Origin of the sequence: Pseudomonas lactucae, assembly GCF_036688725.1 — a bacterium.
Classification (GTDB): Bacteria; Pseudomonadota; Gammaproteobacteria; order Pseudomonadales; family Pseudomonadaceae; genus Aquipseudomonas; species Aquipseudomonas lactucae.
This window is the reverse complement of the sequence record NZ_JAQQPT010000029.1, coordinates 1-15214: the sequence shown is the minus strand read 5'-3', so window position 1 is coordinate 15214 and position 15214 is coordinate 1. Positions and strand designations below refer to the sequence as shown.

Here is a 15214-nt window from a genome sequence, read left to right as displayed (position 1 = left end):
TAATTATTCCTCGATTTCATTCAGGTTGCGCCCGGCCAGTGCGGCTTTCACCGTCTGGTCCATGCGCCGGGCGGCAAAGGCGTCAGTGACCTGCGACAAGCGTTTGGTCTGCTGCTCGATGGCGTAACCATCGTTGCCCTTCATCAATTCGGCCAACTCCTGCATCTGCAGGTCGATGACCATGCGCTCTTCGGCGTCAAGCAGGCGCTCGCCATCAGCATCAAGGGCCCCCTGCACCGCTTCGAGCAGGCGCTGGGCATCCACTTGCTGCTCACGCAATACACGGGCGACCTTGTCGTCGCCGGCATGCTGGAAGGAGTCCTTGAGCATCTTGGCGATTTCACCATCGGTGAGGCCGTAGGACGGCTTGACCTGGATGCTGGCCTCGACGCCCGAACCCAACTCACGCGCAGCCACGTTCAACAGGCCGTCAGCATCAACCTGGAAGGTCACCCGAATCTTCGCGGCACCCGCGACCATCGCTGGGATACCGCGCAACTCAAAGCGTGCCAGGGAGCGGCAGTCGCTGATCAGCTCACGCTCACCTTGCAGCACATGAATCATCATGGCCGTCTGGCCGTCTTTGTAGGTGGTGAAGTCTTGGGCACGGGCGACGGGGATGGTGGTGTTGCGCGGGATCACCTTCTCCATCAAGCCGCCCATGGTTTCCAGGCCCAGGGACAATGGAATCACGTCGAGCAGAAGCAGTTCGCCACCCTCGCGCTTGTTGCCCGCGAGGGTATCGGCCTGGATCGCGGCGCCAATGGCGACTACTTGATCCGGGTCGATTTCGGTCAACGGCTCCCGGCCAAACGCTTCGGCGACGGCTTCCCGCACACGCGGAACGCGAGTGGAACCGCCGACCATGACGACAGCGCCGACGTCTTCCAACTCGATACCCGAGTCGCGCACCGCACGGCGACAGGCTTTCAGGCTGCGAGCGACCATGGGCTCGATCAGCGCATCGAAGGCTTCGCGGGTCAGCTGGGCCGACCAGGTACCGTAGGAAACTTCAACGGATGCGGCATCCGTCAGCGCTTCCTTGGCAGCGCAGGCGGCTTGCAGCAGGTTGCGCTGCGCGCCAGGGTCGAGGTCGGCCGACAGGCCTGCGTTGGTGATGATCCAGCCTGCAATAGCGTGATCGAAGTCATCGCCCCCCAGGGCGCTGTCGCCACCGGTGGCCAGCACTTCGAAGACTCCGCCGGTCAGGCGCAAGATCGAAATATCAAAGGTGCCGCCGCCCAGGTCGTAAATGGCGACCAGGCCTTCAGCATGCTGGTCCAGGCCGTAAGCCACGGCGGCAGCGGTCGGCTCATTAAGCAAACGCAGCACGTTCAGTCCGGCCAGCTTTGCCGCATCTTTGGTGGCTTGGCGCTGAGCGTCATCGAAATAGGCCGGAACCGTGATCACCGCACCGACCAGTTCGCCGCCCAAGGTGGTTTCCGCACGCTGGCGCAGCACCTTGAGGATATCGGCCGACACTTGCACCGGGCTTTTCGGGCCCTGGACGGTGTCGATGAACGGCATATGGGATTCACCGCCGACAAAGCGGTACGGCAACTGGTCACCCAACTGCTTGACGTCGGACAGACCACGCCCCATCAAGCGCTTGACCGAGAGCACGGTGTTAAAGGGATCGGCGGACGCCGCCAGCTTGGCCGATTCACCGACTTCGGTGCGATCGGCGTGATAACGCACGGCAGACGGCAGGATAACCTTGCCGTCGGCGTCAGGCAGCGGCTCGGACAGGCCGCTGCGCACGGCAGCAACCAGGGAATTGGTGGTGCCCAGGTCAATCCCCACCGCCAGACGACGCTGATGCGGTTGAGGGCTTTGGCCGGGTTCGGCGATTTGCAGTAGAGCCATGGTAATCAGGTCTTATCTGTCTATCAGGCGTGCATCACGGGCAGCACACTGGGTTAATCGTCGAGGCGCTCTTCTAGCTGGCGCACTTCGTAGGTGAGCTTGTCGAGGAACTGCATGCGTCGCATCAGGCGTTCGGCCTGTTCGCGTTGCGCTGCATCATCCCAACAGGCTGCGAAGCTTTCGTTGAGCTCATCCTGGGCGGCTTTCAGACGGCGCTTGAAGACCGCGACACCCGCCAGATCGGCGTCGTCCTGCAAGTCTTCAAGTTCTTCGCGCCATTGCATCTGCTGCATCAGGAAGTCCGGGTCGTGCACCGTGACTTCAAGTGGCAGCTCACCACCGTTCAGCGCGAGCAAGTAACGCGCGCGCTTGGGGGGGCTTTTGAGCGCCTGATAGGCTTCGTTGAGGCTGGCCGATTGCTCCAGCGCCAGGCGTTGCTCACGCTCGGAAGCGTCAGCGAAGCGGTCCGGATGCACGCTACGCGCCAATTCACGGTAGCGCGCGGCAAGCTGATCGAGGTCCAGCCGAAAACTCGGTTGCAGATCGAATAAAGCGAAATGACAAGGAGTACCCACGAATAGCCTCAGATGTTGAAGCTTTCGCCGCAGCCACATTCACCGCGTACGTTGGGGTTGTTGAACTTGAAGCCTTCGTTCAACCCTTCCTTGACGAAATCGAGCTCGGTGCCGTCCAGGTAGGTCAGACTTTTCGGGTCGATGATCACTTTCTCGCCGTGACTTTCGAACACCTGGTCCTCCGCAACCACCTCGTCGACAAACTCCAGCACGTAGGCAAGGCCGGAACAGCCTGTGGTGCGTACACCCAGACGAATCCCCTCACCTTTACCGCGCCCATTCAGGGAGCGGCGAATGTGCTGCGCAGCCGCTTCTGTCATGCTGATAGCCATCGTTGACTCCTTACTCGTCGCCAAACACTTAGATCAAGCCTTTCTTCTGCTTGTAGTCGCGAACGGCCGCCTTGATGGCGTCCTCTGCGAGTACGGAGCAGTGAATTTTCACCGGCGGAAGGGCCAATTCTTCGGCCAGCTGGGTGTTGCTGATAGTGACAGCCTCATCCAGGGTCTTGCCTTTCATCCACTCGGTCGCCAGGGAGCTGGAGGCGATGGCCGAACCGCAGCCGTAGGTCTTGAACTTGGCGTCTTCGATAACGCCAGCGTCGTTGACCTTGATCTGCAGGCGCATCACGTCGCCGCACGCCGGAGCGCCGACCATGCCGGTGCCGACATCAGGATCTTCCGCGTTCATCTTGCCGACGTTGCGCGGGTTTTCGTAGTGGTCGATGACCTTTTCGCTGTAAGCCATGGTACTGAATCCTCACTCATCAGGGCCGCTCTGGAACCCTGTAGAAACGCCTGCGTTTTCCGCCACGTTCCTACAGAGCCGGGGTGGCGGCTTCTATAGTTAGTGTGCCGCCCACTCGATCTTGGAAATGTCGACACCGTCTTTGTACATGTCCCACAGCGGCGACAGAACGCGCAGCTTGTTGACGGCTTCGCAGACTTTCTGCGCGGCATAATCGACTTGTTCTTCGGTGGTGAAGCGGCCGAACGTAAAGCGGATCGAGCTGTGAGCCAGTTCGTCGTTGCGGCCAAGGGCGCGCAGTACGTACGAAGGCTCAAGGGACGCCGAGGTGCAGGCCGAACCGGACGAAACCGCCAGGTCCTTGAGCGCCATGATCAGCGACTCGCCTTCGACGTAGTTGAAGCTCAAATTCAGGTTGTGCGGTACACGGGCGGTCATGCTGCCGTTGATGTACAGCTCTTCAAGGTTCTCGACCTGCTTGTAGAAACGATCGCTCAACGCCTTGATACGGATGTTTTCGGCAGCCATGTCTTCCTTGGCTACACGGAAGGCTTCGCCCATGCCCACGATCTGGTGGGTCGCCAGGGTGCCCGAACGCATGCCGCGCTCGTGACCGCCGCCGTGCATAGTGGCCTCGATACGTACGCGCGGCTTGCGGCTTACGTAGAGGGCGCCGATGCCTTTAGGGCCATAGGTCTTGTGGGCGGAGAATGACATCAGGTCGACTTTCAGCTTGGACAGGTCGATGTCGACCTTGCCGGTGGACTGAGCAGCGTCGACGTGCAGCAGAATGCCCTTGGAGCGGGTCAGTTCGCCGATCGCTTCGATGTCGTTGATGGTGCCGATTTCGTTGTTTACGTGAATCACCGAAACCAAAATGGTGTCGTCGCGCAGCGCGGCTTCGATCATGGCCGGGGTGACGATACCGTCGGTGGTAGGCTCGAGGTAGGTCACCTCAAAACCTTCACGCTCCAGTTGGCGCATGGTGTCGAGGACAGCCTTGTGCTCAATCTTGGTAGTGATCAGGTGCTTGCCTTTGGTCGCGTAGAAATGCGCCGCGCCCTTGATAGCCAGGTTGTCGGACTCGGTGGCACCGGAGGTCCAGACGATTTCGCGCGGGTCTGCGCCAACCAGGTCGGCGACCTGGCGACGAGCGTTCTCGACCGCTTCCTCGGCTTTCCAGCCGAATACGTGGGAACGGGAGGCCGGGTTGCCGAAGTTTCCGTCGACCAGCAAGCATTCGCTCATCTTTTGCGCGACACGCGGATCAACCGGGGTAGTCGCTGAGTAATCAAGGTAAATCGGCAATTTCATGGACTTTCTCCTAAATCAGGCTGGCTGGCGTGCCGTTAGCTCTTCGGCTGTCACTCGACGGCGGACGCTTCGATCTTGTCCAGACGCGGCGCCTTGGTGTTGCAACGGCGCTGGTCCTGACGCTGGGCTACTTCTTGCACCTCACGGCGAGTCACAAGATCAGCCAAGCTGATACCACTCAAAAACTCATGGATCTGCAGGCTCAAGTCACACCACAAGTGGTGCGTCAGGCAGGTGTCGCCGGCGTGGCAATCACCCAGGCCCTGGCATTTGGTCGCATCGACGGATTCGTTGACTGCGTCGATCACCTGGGCTACCTGAATGCCCTGCATGTCGCGGGACAGTTGATAGCCACCACCCGGCCCTCGTACGCTGGAAACCAGATTACTGCGGCGCAATTTGGCGAACAGCTGCTCGAGGTAGGACAGGGAAATGCCTTGGCGCTCGGAGATATCGGCCAGGGACACCGGCCCAGCTTGCGCGTGCAAAGCCAGGTCGAGCATGGCAGTCACCGCGTATCGGCCTTTTGTAGTCAGTCTCATGGACAAGTACCAAGGTGTTTCAGAATGGGAGCAAGTATGCGATTCCCGAGTATTTAAGTCAACTATAAGACCTAGTACTTTAGTCAGGATTACCCGCAAAAAGAGCGCGCGAATCATAGCAGGATGGGGTGGGGACGAATAGCGGGAACAGGGCTGAGCAGGAATCCCGAGACAAATGGGTTCAAAACGTGGGAGAGGGCTTGATCCCGATAGCGGTGGATCAGTCGATATATTGGGTGTCTGATATACCGCTATCGGGGCATAGGTATCTACACAATTTTTAAAAGCTGAAAGTCCTCCCTGTGGTGAGCGGGCTTGCCCCGCGCTGGGCTGCGAAGCAGCCCTAAAACCTGCACCTCGGTTACTTCTGACACACCGCGGTGACTTTATTGGGGCTGCTTCGCAGCCCAGCGCGGGGCAAGCCCGCTCACCACAACAGCCGGTTGACCCTAGATTATTCGCTCAGCGGAAGTTGTGTAGATACCTATGGCTATCGGGGGCAAGCCCCCTCCCACAGGGGTTCTCTGGTGGTCCTGAGACCTCAGCTTGCCTTGGTGGCGGCTTCGTCCTTGATCTCGGCGAAGTCTTCTTCGCGCAGTTCAGGCAGATCTTTCGCACAGTAGCTGCTGCCCAACTCCTTCAGCGCACCGCACATACCGTCCAGCTTGCCGTCCACTGCCTGCAGATGGTCGAGCAATTGACCGATGGCGCGGGCCACCGGGTCAGGCATGTCCTCACTGACACCATAGGCATCGAAGCCGATCTTCTCGGCCATGGCCTTGCGCTTGGCCTCCTGCTCGTCGCCGACTTCAGGCTTGACGATGATGCGCCCCGGAATACCCACCACGGTTGCGCCAGGCGGCACGGCCTTAGTGACGACGGCATTGGAGCCTACCTTGGCCCCCGCGCCCACGGTAAACGGGCCCAACACTTTGGCACCCGCCCCGACGACGACGCCGTTTTCCAGCGTCGGATGGCGCTTGCCCTTATTCCAACTGGTGCCCCCCAGTGTCACGCCCTGATACAGCGTCACGTCATCACCGATTTCTGCCGTCTCACCAATGACGATACCCATGCCATGGTCGATAAAAAATCGACGGCCCACCTTGGCGCCCGGATGGATCTCGATCCCGGTCAACCAGCGACCAAAGTTCGACACCAGCCGCGCCAGCCATTTCCAGCCCATACCCCACAAGGCGCCGGACAACCGGTGAATCCAGATCGCGTGCATGCCCGGATAGCAGGTCAGCACTTCGAAGGCGTTGCGCGCCGCGGGATCACGGTGGAAAACACTCTGGATATCTTCTCGCAAACGCTCGAACATTTTTAATCCTTCCGCTTAAGAAGCTCGCCACGAGCCGCTTTCTGGGTTTCCGTGAGGATGCCACGCAATATATTCATTTCCGCTCGACTGACCGAGCTGCGTCCGTATAACCGACGCAGGCGCGCCATCAAGTGCCGCGGTTTTTCCGGATCAAGGAATTCGATGGCCACCAGGGTTTGCTCCAGGTGCTCATAGAACCGCTCCAGTTCGTCCATGGTGGCCAACTCGCCACTTTTGGTCGATGCAACCTCTTCCTTTTCCATCTTGCTGGGCTGGCCGGCAGCCGCCAACCACGCCATGCGCACTTCGTAAGTCAACACCTGCACCGCTGCCCCGAGGTTCAGCGAACTGAACTCGGGGTCTGATGGGATGTGCACGTGGTAGTGACATCGCTGCAGCTCTTCATTGGTCAGGCCGGAATCTTCACGGCCGAACACCAGAGCAATTTCAGCGCCACCGACAGCCTCCTCCACCACCTTGGATCCGCATTCACGCGGATCCAGCAGTGGCCAGGGGATACGCCGGTCACGGGCACTGGTGCCGAGCACCAGGTTGCAACCGACCAGCGCATCTTCCAAGGTGGCGACGACCTGCGCTTTTTCAAGCAGATCGTTGGCACCGGATGCGCGGGCATCAGCCTCGTGGTGCGGGAATACGCGCGGTTCGACCAGCACCAGACGCGTCAGCCCCATGTTTTTCATGGCTCGCGCCACCCCACCGATGTTGCCGGGGTGACTGGTATTGACCAAGACGACACGGATGTTTTGCAGCAAGGGAGGCGCTCTCGGACACGGTAAAGGGGAGCAAATCTTACAGAACAGCCCAAGGTTATGCCACGAAAGCTAACGTCGTCCTTCACCTGAAGAAAGTTTCTGCTAGAATGCTCGGCTTTCTTTAACAACCTTAGGTGACCTATCCATGCAGCCAATGCTGAATATCGCGCTGCGCGCCGCCCGCAGCGCCAGTGAATTGATCTTCCGCTCCATCGAGCGCCTGGATACCATCAAGGTCGACGAAAAAGACGCCAAGGATTATGTATCCGAGGTGGATCGCGCCGCCGAACAGAAAATCATCGACGCGCTGCGCAAGGCCTACCCTACCCACGGCATCCTCGGCGAAGAAACCGGCCTGCACAAAGGTAGTGGCGAAGGCGAAGACTACCTGTGGATCATCGACCCACTGGATGGCACCACCAACTTCCTGCGCGGCATCCCACACTTTGCGGTGAGCATCGCCTGCAAATACCGCGGTCGCCTGGAACACGCCGTCGTACTCGACCCGGTTCGCCAGGAAGAATTCACTGCCAGCCGTGGCCGTGGCGCCCAACTGAACGGTCGTCGCCTGCGCGTCAGCGGCCGCACCAGCCTGGACGGCGCCCTGCTGGGTACCGGCTTCCCGTTCCGGGACGACCAGATGGACAACCTGGAAAATTACCTGGGCATGTTCCGCGCCCTGGTTGGCCAGACCGCCGGCATCCGCCGCGCGGGCGCAGCCAGCCTGGACCTGGCTTATGTTGCTGCCGGGCGTTTTGATGCGTTCTGGGAGTCGGGCCTGTCCGAATGGGACATGGCTGCAGGCGCCCTGCTGATCCAAGAAGCCGGCGGCCTGGTGAGCGACTTCACCGGCGGTCACGATTTCCTGGAAAAAGGCCATGTGGTTGCCGGCAACACCAAATGCTTCAAGGCGGTACTGACGGCAATCCAGCCGCACTTGCCGGCTTCGCTGAAGCGTTAAGCGAGCGGGCACAAAAAAGCACCCCGAGGGGTGCTTTTTTTATGCCTGGATTTTGAGCCAGGCCTAAGCCTCAGCAACAACACCAATCAAATGTGAGAGGGGGCTTGCTCCCGATTGCGGTTACTCAGTTACAGACTCACTGACTGATACACCGCTATCGGGAGCAAGCCCCCCTCCCACATGTTGAACTGCACCAGGCTTGGAATTACTGCTGGTTCTGACCCAGAATCAAACGACCTTCTTTGTCGACTGGAATCTGGCCGCCGGGATCACGGTCCATGCGCACCGAACCTTCCTTGCCATCGAGGTTGTAACGCACGTCATACCCGACAACCTTGTCGCTGATGTCGTTCACGGTATTACAACGAGTCTGCGTGGTGGTGTAGGTATCACGGTTCTGCATGCCTTCCTGAACCTTGTTACCGGCGTAGCCCCCACCGACTGCACCCGCTACAGTCGCCAGCTTCTTACCGTTACCGCCACCGATCTGGTTGCCCAGCAAGCCACCTGCAAGGGCGCCCACGACGGTACCGGCGATTTGATGTTGATCCTGCACCGGACGCTGCCGGGTCACTGCGACATCCTTACAGACTTCGCGAGGGGTCTTGATCTGGGTTTTCACCGGCTGCACTGCCAGCACTTGCGCATACTCAGGGCCGCTTTTTACCAGGCTGTAGGTGGCAACAGCACCCCCGGCAGTCACACCGACAGCACCCAATACCGCACCAACCAGTAACGACTTGTTCACGTTGAACCTCCTGACCATCACAAACGGATCGAAAGATCCGCGCTATACCCAGCCTTGGAGCAAAAAAAAAGGCGCGAGTTCAATACTCGCGCCTTTCTTGTTACAGCCGATCAACAACCACCCATCAAGGGCGGTCGTCGACCTCCTTGCCAGTGCTGGCCGGAGGGATCAAGTCTTCGCTGTTGAGGTTCAGCCAGATCAGCACCACGTTCGCGATATAGATCGACGAGTAGGTCCCCGCCAGAACACCGATAAACAGCGCCAGGGAGAAGCCCCACAGATTGTCGCCACCAAAGATCATCAGCGCAGCAATCGCCAGCAAGGTGGAGATCGAGGTCGCCATGGTCCGCAGCAGGGTCTGGGTGGTGGAGATGTTGATGTTCTCGATCAACGTCGCCTTGCGCAGTACGCGGAAGTTCTCGCGAACCCGGTCGAAGACCACGATGGTGTCGTTGAGGGAGTAACCAATGATCGCCAGCACAGCCGCCAGCACCGTCAGGTCGAAGGTGATCTGGAAGTAGGCCAGGATGCCCACGGTCACGATCACGTCGTGGATCAGCGACACAATGGCGCCGACACCGAACTTCCACTGAAAGCGGAAAGCCAGGTAGATCATGATACCGACCAGCGCCATCAGCATGCCGAGGCCGCCCTGGTCGCGCAGCTCTTCACCGACCTGCGGCCCCACGAACTCGACACGCTTGACCGACGCCGGGTTGTCGCCGCCCACTTTTTGCAAGGCTTCGGCTACCTGGTGACCCAGTTGCGGGTCTTCGCCAGGCATGCGCACCAGGAGGTCGGTGGTCGCACCAAAGCTTTGCACGATGGCCTCGTGATAACCGGCCTTGACCAGTTCGTTGCGCACCAGGGTAACGTCGGCCGGCTTCTCATAGGTCAGCTCGATAAGCGTACCGCCGGTGAAGTCCAGACCGTAGTTCAGACCCTTATGGAACCAGCTGAACAACGCCAGAACGGTAAGGAGCACAGTGGCGCCGAACGCAATGTTGCGAACGCCCATGAAGTTGATTGTACGTAACATGGCAGCCCCTTAAATCCACAACTTCTTGAAGTCACGTCCGCCAAAGATCAGGTTGACCATTGCGCGGGTCACCATGATGGCCGTGAACATCGAGGTAAAGATACCGAGGGACATGGTCACCGCAAAACCTTTGACCGGGCCTGTGCCCATGGCAAAGAGAATCCCGCCGACCAACAGGGTGGTCAGGTTGGAGTCGAGGATCGCGGTAAATGCCCGGCCGAAGCCTTCGTTGATAGCACGCTGCACGGTCATGCCCGCCGCGATTTCCTCACGAATCCGCGAGAAGATCAGCACGTTGGCGTCCACCGCCATACCCATGGTGAGCACGATACCGGCGATACCCGGAAGGGTCAGCGTAGCGCCCAGCAGCGACATCAGGGCCAGCAGCATCACCATGTTGCCCGCCAGGGCCACGGTGGCGATGACGCCGAAGAAGCGGTAGATAGCGATGATGAACAGCGAGACGAACAGCATGCCCCACAGCGCGGCATCCACACCCTTGGTGATGTTGTCGGCGCCCAGGCTCGGGCCGATGGTGCGCTCTTCCGCGAAGTACATCGGCGCAGCCAGGCCACCGGCACGCAGCAGCAGGGCCAGCTCCGAGGATTCACCCTGACCGTTCAGGCCAGTGATGCGGAATTGAGCACCCAGCGGCGACTGGATGGTCGCGAGGCTGATGATCTTTTTCTCTTCCTTGAAGGTTTGTACCGGCACGTCTTTCTCGACGCCGTTGACCATTTGCTTGGTGTAAGTAGTAACAGGACGCTGCTCGATGAAGATCACCGCCATGCTGCGACCGACGTTGCTGCGCGTGGCGCGGCTCATCAGTTCGCCGCCGTGACCATCCAGACGGATGTTCACCTCAGGGGTACCGTGCTCGCCGAAACCCGCCTTGGCATCGGTCACCTGGTCACCGGTGATGATCAGGCCACGCTCGATAAGCGCTGGAGGACGGTTGCCTTCGCGGAACTCGAATTCCTCGGACGTCGCGCGGGAAGCCCCCGGCTCGGCCGCCAGGCGGAACTCCAGGTTGGCAGTCTTGCCGAGGATACGCTTGGCTTCAGCCGTGTCCTGCACGCCCGGCAGCTCGACCACAATACGGTTTGCGCCTTGGCGCTGCACGATCGGCTCGGCCACACCCAGCTCGTTGACCCGGTTGCGTACCGTGGTCAAGTTCTGCTTGATGGAGTATTCGCGGATCTCCGCGATCTTGGCCGGGCTCATCGCCAAACGCAGTACCGCCTGACCATTCAGGTCGGCGGGTACGATGTCGAAATCATTGAAGTTTTTGCGGATCAGCGCACGGGCCTGTTCGCGGGAGGCTTCGTCAGTAAAGCCCAGCTGGATGGCGCCGTTAAGCTGCGGCAGGCTGCGATAACGCAACTTCTCTTTGCGCAGCAGGCTCTTCACGTCGCCTTCATAGACTTTCAGGCGGGCGTCTAGGGCCTTGTCCATGTCCACTTCCAGCAGGAAGTGCACACCACCGGACAAGTCCAGACCCAGTTTCATCGGGTGCGCGCCAATGCTGCGCAGCCATTGTGGCGTGGTTTGTGCCAGGTTTAACGCGACAACGTAGTCGTCACCCATGGCCTTGCGCACGACATCTTTGGCCGGCAATTGGTCTTCTTGCTTGGTCAGGCGCAACAAACCGCCCTTCGAACCAGCTGCCAAGGTTGCCGCTTTAACCTGGATACCTGCGTCGTTGAGCGCTTTGCTCGCACGCTCCAGGTCAGCCTGATTGACCTGCAGCGAAGTGCTGGCGCCAGAGATCTGGATCGCAGGGTCATCAGGATAGAGATTGGGAGCGGAATAAATAAAACCGATCGCCAGCACCGCCAGGATCAGTACGTATTTCCACAGAGGGTATTTGTTCAGCATCACGCCGCCCGCTTATAACGCGGGGCGCCTTGCGCGCCCCGTCGATTGGTAAAGGTTGTTACTTAGATCGCTTTGAGCGTGCCTTTTGGCAGCGTGGCGGCGATGGCGCCCTTCTGGAACTTCATTTCCACGGTGTCGGAGACCTCCAATACCACGAAAGCATCGGAAACCTTGGTGATCTTGCCGGCGATACCGCCAGTGGTCACCACTTCGTCACCTTTCTGCAGGCTGCCCAGCAGGTTTTTCTGCTCTTTGGCACGCTTGGCCTGGGGGCGCCAGATCATCAGATAGAAGATGACCAGGAAGCCGACCAGGAAAATCCACTCGAAACCACCGCCCATAGGGCCGGCAGCAGCAGGTGCGGCGGCGTCGGCCATGGCGTTAGAGATAAAAAAGCTCATTTAGCACTCCAGTTGCAAATAGTGAATCTTAGGGTCGGAAAACTCAGTCCAAGGGCGGCACAGGCAGCCCGCGCTTGGCATAGAAGGCATCGACGAAGGCGGCCAATGTACCCTGTTGAATAGCCTCGCGCAAACCAGCCATCAGGACTTGGTAATGACGCAAATTGTGGATGGTATTCAACATGCTACCCAGCATTTCCCCGCACTTGTCCAGATGGTGCAGATAGGCACGGGAGAAGTTCTGGCAGGTGTAGCAATCACAGGTGGGATCCAGCGGCGAATCATCATGGCGATGGAACGCGTTACGGATCTTGAGCACGCCTGTATCAATGAACAGATGCCCATTGCGGGCATTACGGGTTGGCATCACGCAATCGAACATGTCCACACCGCGGCGCACACCCTCTACGAGATCTTCCGGTTTGCCAACGCCCATAAGGTAACGAGGTTTGTCAGCGGGCATCAGGCCCGGCAGGTAATCCAGCACCTTGATCATCTCGTGCTTTGGCTCGCCTACCGACAAACCGCCGATGGCCAGGCCGTCGAAACCGATCTTGTCGAGGCCTTCGAGCGAGCGCTTGCGCAGGCTTTCATGCATGCCGCCCTGCACGATACCGAATAACGCGGCGGTGTTGTCACCGTGGGCGTTCTTCGAACGCTGGGCCCAACGCAACGACAGCTCCATGGAGATCCGCGCCACGTCTTCATCGGCTGGGTACGGCGTACATTCGTCAAAGATCATCACGATGTCGGAGCCCAGGTCACGCTGTACCTGCATTGACTCTTCCGGCCCCATGAACACCTTCGAGCCGTCCACCGGCGAGGCGAAGGTCACGCCCTCCTCCTTGATCTTGCGCATGGCACCCAGGCTGAACACCTGGAAACCACCAGAATCAGTGAGGATAGGACCTTGCCATTTCATGAAGTCATGCAGGTCGCCATGCTTCTTGATCACTTCCGTACCAGGACGCAGCCACAGGTGAAAGGTATTGCCCAGGATGATCTCGGCACCGGTGGCGACGATGTCGCGCGGCAGCATGCCCTTGACGGTGCCATAGGTGCCGACTGGCATGAACGCCGGGGTTTCCACAGTGCCGCGCGGGAAGGTCAGGCGTCCCCGACGGGCTTTGCCGTCGGTGGCGAGCAATTCAAACGACATACGACTCATAGTTGTTCCTCTGGGCCGCGTGGCGCCGGGTTGCGGGTGATAAACATCGCATCACCGTAACTGAAAAAACGGTACCCGTTATCGATGGCTGCTTGATAGGCGGCCATGGTTTCCGGGTAACCGGCAAATGCCGACACCAGCATCAATAGCGTGGATTCCGGCAAGTGGAAGTTGGTCACCAGGCAATCGACCACATGGAACGGCCTGCCCGGAAAAATGAAAATATCGGTGTCGCCACTGAACGGCTTGAGCACGCCATCACGTGCCGCACTCTCCAGGGAGCGCACACTGGTCGTACCCACCGCCACCACTCGACCTCCACGCGCCTTGCACGCTTGAACGGCATCCACGACGTCTTGGCTGACCTCCAGCCATTCGCTGTGCATATGATGGTCTTCGATGTTATCCACACGCACCGGCTGAAACGTACCGGCCCCCACGTGCAGAGTCACATAGGCGGTCTCGACGCCCTTGGCGGCAATCGCATCCAGCAGCGGTTGATCGAAATGCAGGCCGGCAGTCGGCGCGGCCACCGCACCGAGGCGCTGCGAGTAGACCGTCTGATAGCGCTCACGATCCGAGTCTTCATCGGGGCGATCGATGTAAGGAGGCAGCGGCATATGACCCACGCGCTCCAACAAGGGCAGCACTTCTTCGGCGAACTTGAGCTCGAACAACGCGTCATGGCGCGCCACCATCTCGGCCTCACCACCGCCGTCGATCAGGATGCTCGACCCCGGCTTAGGCGATTTGCTGGAGCGCACATGCGCAAGTACGCGATGGGTATCCAGCACCCGCTCCACCAGAATCTCCAGTTTGCCACCGGATGCTTTCTGGCCAAACAGACGCGCCGGAATCACCCGGGTATTGTTGAATACCATCAAGTCGCCCGGCCGCAAATGCTCAAGCAAATCAGTGAATTGACGGTGTACGAGGGCACCGCTGACCCCGTCCAGGGTCAGCAGTCGACTGGCGCGACGCTCGGCCAAAGGGTGGCGAGCAATCAGCGAATCAGGCAGTTCAAAAGTAAAGTCAGCAACGCGCATGATGGGGTTCGTCTAGCAGGGCCGGGAAGTCTAGCGGAAATAGTGAAAATAGACCATGAAACGTGATTGACCAACGGTAATCTCATCTCTATACTTCGCCGCCATTGAGCCCTGATGGCGGAATTGGTAGACGCGGCGGATTCAAAATCCGTTTTCGAAAGGAGTGGGAGTTCGAGTCTCCCTCGGGGCACCATCTTAAAGAAAGACCTTGAATTTCAAGGTCTTTTTTTTCGCCTGAAGAAAAGTGCCAGTCTCTCTCCGGGAGCCTGGAGGGCGCCCAGAAAGCAAGTAGCAGCCTCCAACCCCATGGAGCTGTAACGGCGATCAAAACCCTGTGAGGCGCTCTACAGGCCGCTGGAGCCTTATTCGCGAACCAGCCACTTGGCGCAACTGCTGTACAGCGGAACGACCGGGGGCTGAAGTTCGGAAGGTGTGTTGACTGGACGCTTACAGAGAGTTCGACGCCGTCCGAATTGGAGTAGCTCGCGTGTATCAGGGAATAGGCGAATACCAGGGAGTTAGGTTAAGCACGCAGAAATAGATCGACACTTTCCGAGCGCCCAAAACAAAACCCCACCTGCTTTCGCAAATGGGGTTTCGGAATTTAATCTTGACGATGACCTACTCTCACATGGGGAAACCCCACACTACCATCGGCGATGCATCGTTTCACTTCTGAGTTCGGGATGGGATCAGGTGGTTCCAATGCTCTATGGTCGTCAAGAAATTCGGGTACTGAGTCGTGACCTGATGGTCTCGCTTCAGCAAATTGGGTATGTGACAGCAATTGGTGTTTTGTGAGCGTCGAACTTTCGGTTCATCTCGTCTTCAC

15 protein-coding genes, 1 tRNA gene and 1 rRNA gene are annotated in these 15214 nt (G+C 59.1%); 2 read left to right on the top strand and 15 right to left on the bottom strand.

The annotated features are described in order from the left end of the window. Positions 1-3 precede the first annotated feature (3 nt). The 8 genes from hscA to trmJ form a co-directional block, all read right to left on the bottom strand. A complete protein-coding gene (gene hscA / locus V6M90_RS26775) occupies positions 4-1866 on the bottom strand; it encodes a Fe-S protein assembly chaperone HscA (protein ID WP_003175959.1) in 1863 nt (620 codons plus the stop codon). Between the two features lie 53 nt (positions 1867-1919). After that, positions 1920-2441 (bottom strand): co-chaperone HscB, encoded by a 522-nt coding sequence (gene hscB / locus V6M90_RS26770; protein WP_332847411.1) that lies wholly within the window; start codon positions 2439-2441, stop codon positions 1920-1922. Positions 2442-2449: 8 nt separating this feature from the next. After that, on the bottom strand, positions 2450-2773 hold the full coding sequence (iscA, locus tag V6M90_RS26765) for an iron-sulfur cluster assembly protein IscA (protein WP_003175963.1): 324 nt from the start codon (positions 2771-2773) through the stop codon (positions 2450-2452). Positions 2774-2801: 28 nt separating this feature from the next. Next, on the bottom strand, positions 2802-3188 hold the full coding sequence (gene iscU, locus V6M90_RS26760) for a Fe-S cluster assembly scaffold IscU (RefSeq protein WP_003175965.1): 387 nt from the start codon (positions 3186-3188) through the stop codon (positions 2802-2804). A gap of 99 nt (positions 3189-3287) precedes the next feature. Next, on the bottom strand, positions 3288-4502 hold the full coding sequence (locus tag V6M90_RS26755; RefSeq protein ID WP_078734577.1) for an IscS subfamily cysteine desulfurase: 1215 nt from the start codon (positions 4500-4502) through the stop codon (positions 3288-3290). 50 nt (positions 4503-4552) lie between these two features. Continuing rightward, complete coding sequence (gene iscR, locus V6M90_RS26750; protein WP_042945252.1) at positions 4553-5044, bottom strand: Fe-S cluster assembly transcriptional regulator IscR; 492 nt, start codon at positions 5042-5044, stop codon at positions 4553-4555. A gap of 541 nt (positions 5045-5585) precedes the next feature. Continuing rightward, positions 5586-6368 carry a serine O-acetyltransferase gene (cysE, locus tag V6M90_RS26745; protein WP_003175969.1) on the bottom strand — a complete coding sequence of 261 codons (783 nt, stop codon included), beginning with the start codon at positions 6366-6368 and terminating at the stop codon, positions 5586-5588. 2 nt (positions 6369-6370) lie between these two features. Continuing rightward, positions 6371-7141 (bottom strand): tRNA (cytosine(32)/uridine(32)-2'-O)-methyltransferase TrmJ, encoded by a 771-nt coding sequence (trmJ, locus tag V6M90_RS26740; protein ID WP_305427768.1) that lies wholly within the window; start codon positions 7139-7141, stop codon positions 6371-6373. 145 nt (positions 7142-7286) lie between these two features. Here trmJ and suhB point away from each other — a divergent pair, with 145 nt between their 5' ends. Beyond that, the gene (gene suhB / locus V6M90_RS26735) at positions 7287-8102 is read left to right on the top strand and encodes a type III secretion system regulator SuhB (RefSeq protein WP_003175971.1); all 816 of its coding nucleotides are present in this window, start codon (positions 7287-7289) and stop codon (positions 8100-8102) included. A 205-nt stretch (positions 8103-8307) separates the two neighbouring features. On the opposite strand, the gene V6M90_RS26730 is transcribed toward suhB, so the two are convergent. The 6 genes from V6M90_RS26730 to queA all read right to left on the bottom strand — a co-directional run bounded on the left by V6M90_RS26730 (position 8308) and on the right by queA (position 14382). Further along, entirely contained in the window at positions 8308-8850 is a 543-nt protein-coding gene (locus V6M90_RS26730; protein ID WP_003175972.1) for a glycine zipper 2TM domain-containing protein, read from the bottom strand. A 124-nt stretch (positions 8851-8974) separates the two neighbouring features. After that, positions 8975-9889, bottom strand: a complete 915-nt coding sequence (secF, locus tag V6M90_RS26725) for a protein translocase subunit SecF (RefSeq protein ID WP_003175973.1) — start codon at positions 9887-9889, stop codon at positions 8975-8977. Positions 9890-9898: 9 nt separating this feature from the next. Further along, positions 9899-11767, bottom strand: a complete 1869-nt coding sequence (secD, locus tag V6M90_RS26720) for a protein translocase subunit SecD (protein WP_078825985.1) — start codon at positions 11765-11767, stop codon at positions 9899-9901. Positions 11768-11829: 62 nt separating this feature from the next. Continuing rightward, the gene (gene yajC / locus V6M90_RS26715) at positions 11830-12168 is read right to left on the bottom strand and encodes a preprotein translocase subunit YajC (RefSeq protein ID WP_003175975.1); all 339 of its coding nucleotides are present in this window, start codon (positions 12166-12168) and stop codon (positions 11830-11832) included. A gap of 43 nt (positions 12169-12211) precedes the next feature. Then, on the bottom strand, positions 12212-13327 hold the full coding sequence (gene tgt / locus V6M90_RS26710) for a tRNA guanosine(34) transglycosylase Tgt (RefSeq protein WP_003175976.1): 1116 nt from the start codon (positions 13325-13327) through the stop codon (positions 12212-12214). A gap of 5 nt (positions 13328-13332) precedes the next feature. Beyond that, entirely contained in the window at positions 13333-14382 is a 1050-nt protein-coding gene (gene queA, locus V6M90_RS26705; RefSeq protein ID WP_003175977.1) for a tRNA preQ1(34) S-adenosylmethionine ribosyltransferase-isomerase QueA, read from the bottom strand. A gap of 108 nt (positions 14383-14490) precedes the next feature. Between queA and V6M90_RS26700 the strand changes: the two genes are divergently transcribed. Continuing rightward, positions 14491-14575 (top strand) — tRNA-Leu (locus tag V6M90_RS26700). Positions 14576-14990: 415 nt separating this feature from the next. Here the strand turns inward: V6M90_RS26700 and rrf are convergent. After that, positions 14991-15106, bottom strand: a 5S ribosomal RNA gene (gene rrf / locus V6M90_RS26695). Between the last annotated feature and the right edge of the window lie 108 nt (positions 15107-15214).

Coding starts and splice junctions, on each gene's coding strand:
- iscR (WP_042945252.1), bottom strand. CDS start 5,044: ATGAGACTGACTACAAAAGGCCGATACGCGGTGACTGCCATGCTCGAC.
- V6M90_RS26755 (WP_078734577.1), bottom strand. CDS start 4,502: ATGAAATTGCCGATTTACCTTGATTACTCAGCGACTACCCCGGTTGAT.
- suhB (WP_003175971.1), top strand. CDS start 7,287: ATGCAGCCAATGCTGAATATCGCGCTGCGCGCCGCCCGCAGCGCCAGT.
- tgt (WP_003175976.1), bottom strand. CDS start 13,327: ATGTCGTTTGAATTGCTCGCCACCGACGGCAAAGCCCGTCGGGGACGC.
- iscA (WP_003175963.1), bottom strand. CDS start 2,773: ATGGCTATCAGCATGACAGAAGCGGCTGCGCAGCACATTCGCCGCTCC.
- secD (WP_078825985.1), bottom strand. CDS start 11,767: ATGCTGAACAAATACCCTCTGTGGAAATACGTACTGATCCTGGCGGTG.
- yajC (WP_003175975.1), bottom strand. CDS start 12,168: ATGAGCTTTTTTATCTCTAACGCCATGGCCGACGCCGCCGCACCTGCT.
- secF (WP_003175973.1), bottom strand. CDS start 9,889: ATGTTACGTACAATCAACTTCATGGGCGTTCGCAACATTGCGTTCGGC.
- iscU (WP_003175965.1), bottom strand. CDS start 3,188: ATGGCTTACAGCGAAAAGGTCATCGACCACTACGAAAACCCGCGCAAC.
- hscA (WP_003175959.1), bottom strand. CDS start 1,866: ATGGCTCTACTGCAAATCGCCGAACCCGGCCAAAGCCCTCAACCGCAT.
- queA (WP_003175977.1), bottom strand. CDS start 14,382: ATGCGCGTTGCTGACTTTACTTTTGAACTGCCTGATTCGCTGATTGCT.
- cysE (WP_003175969.1), bottom strand. CDS start 6,368: ATGTTCGAGCGTTTGCGAGAAGATATCCAGAGTGTTTTCCACCGTGAT.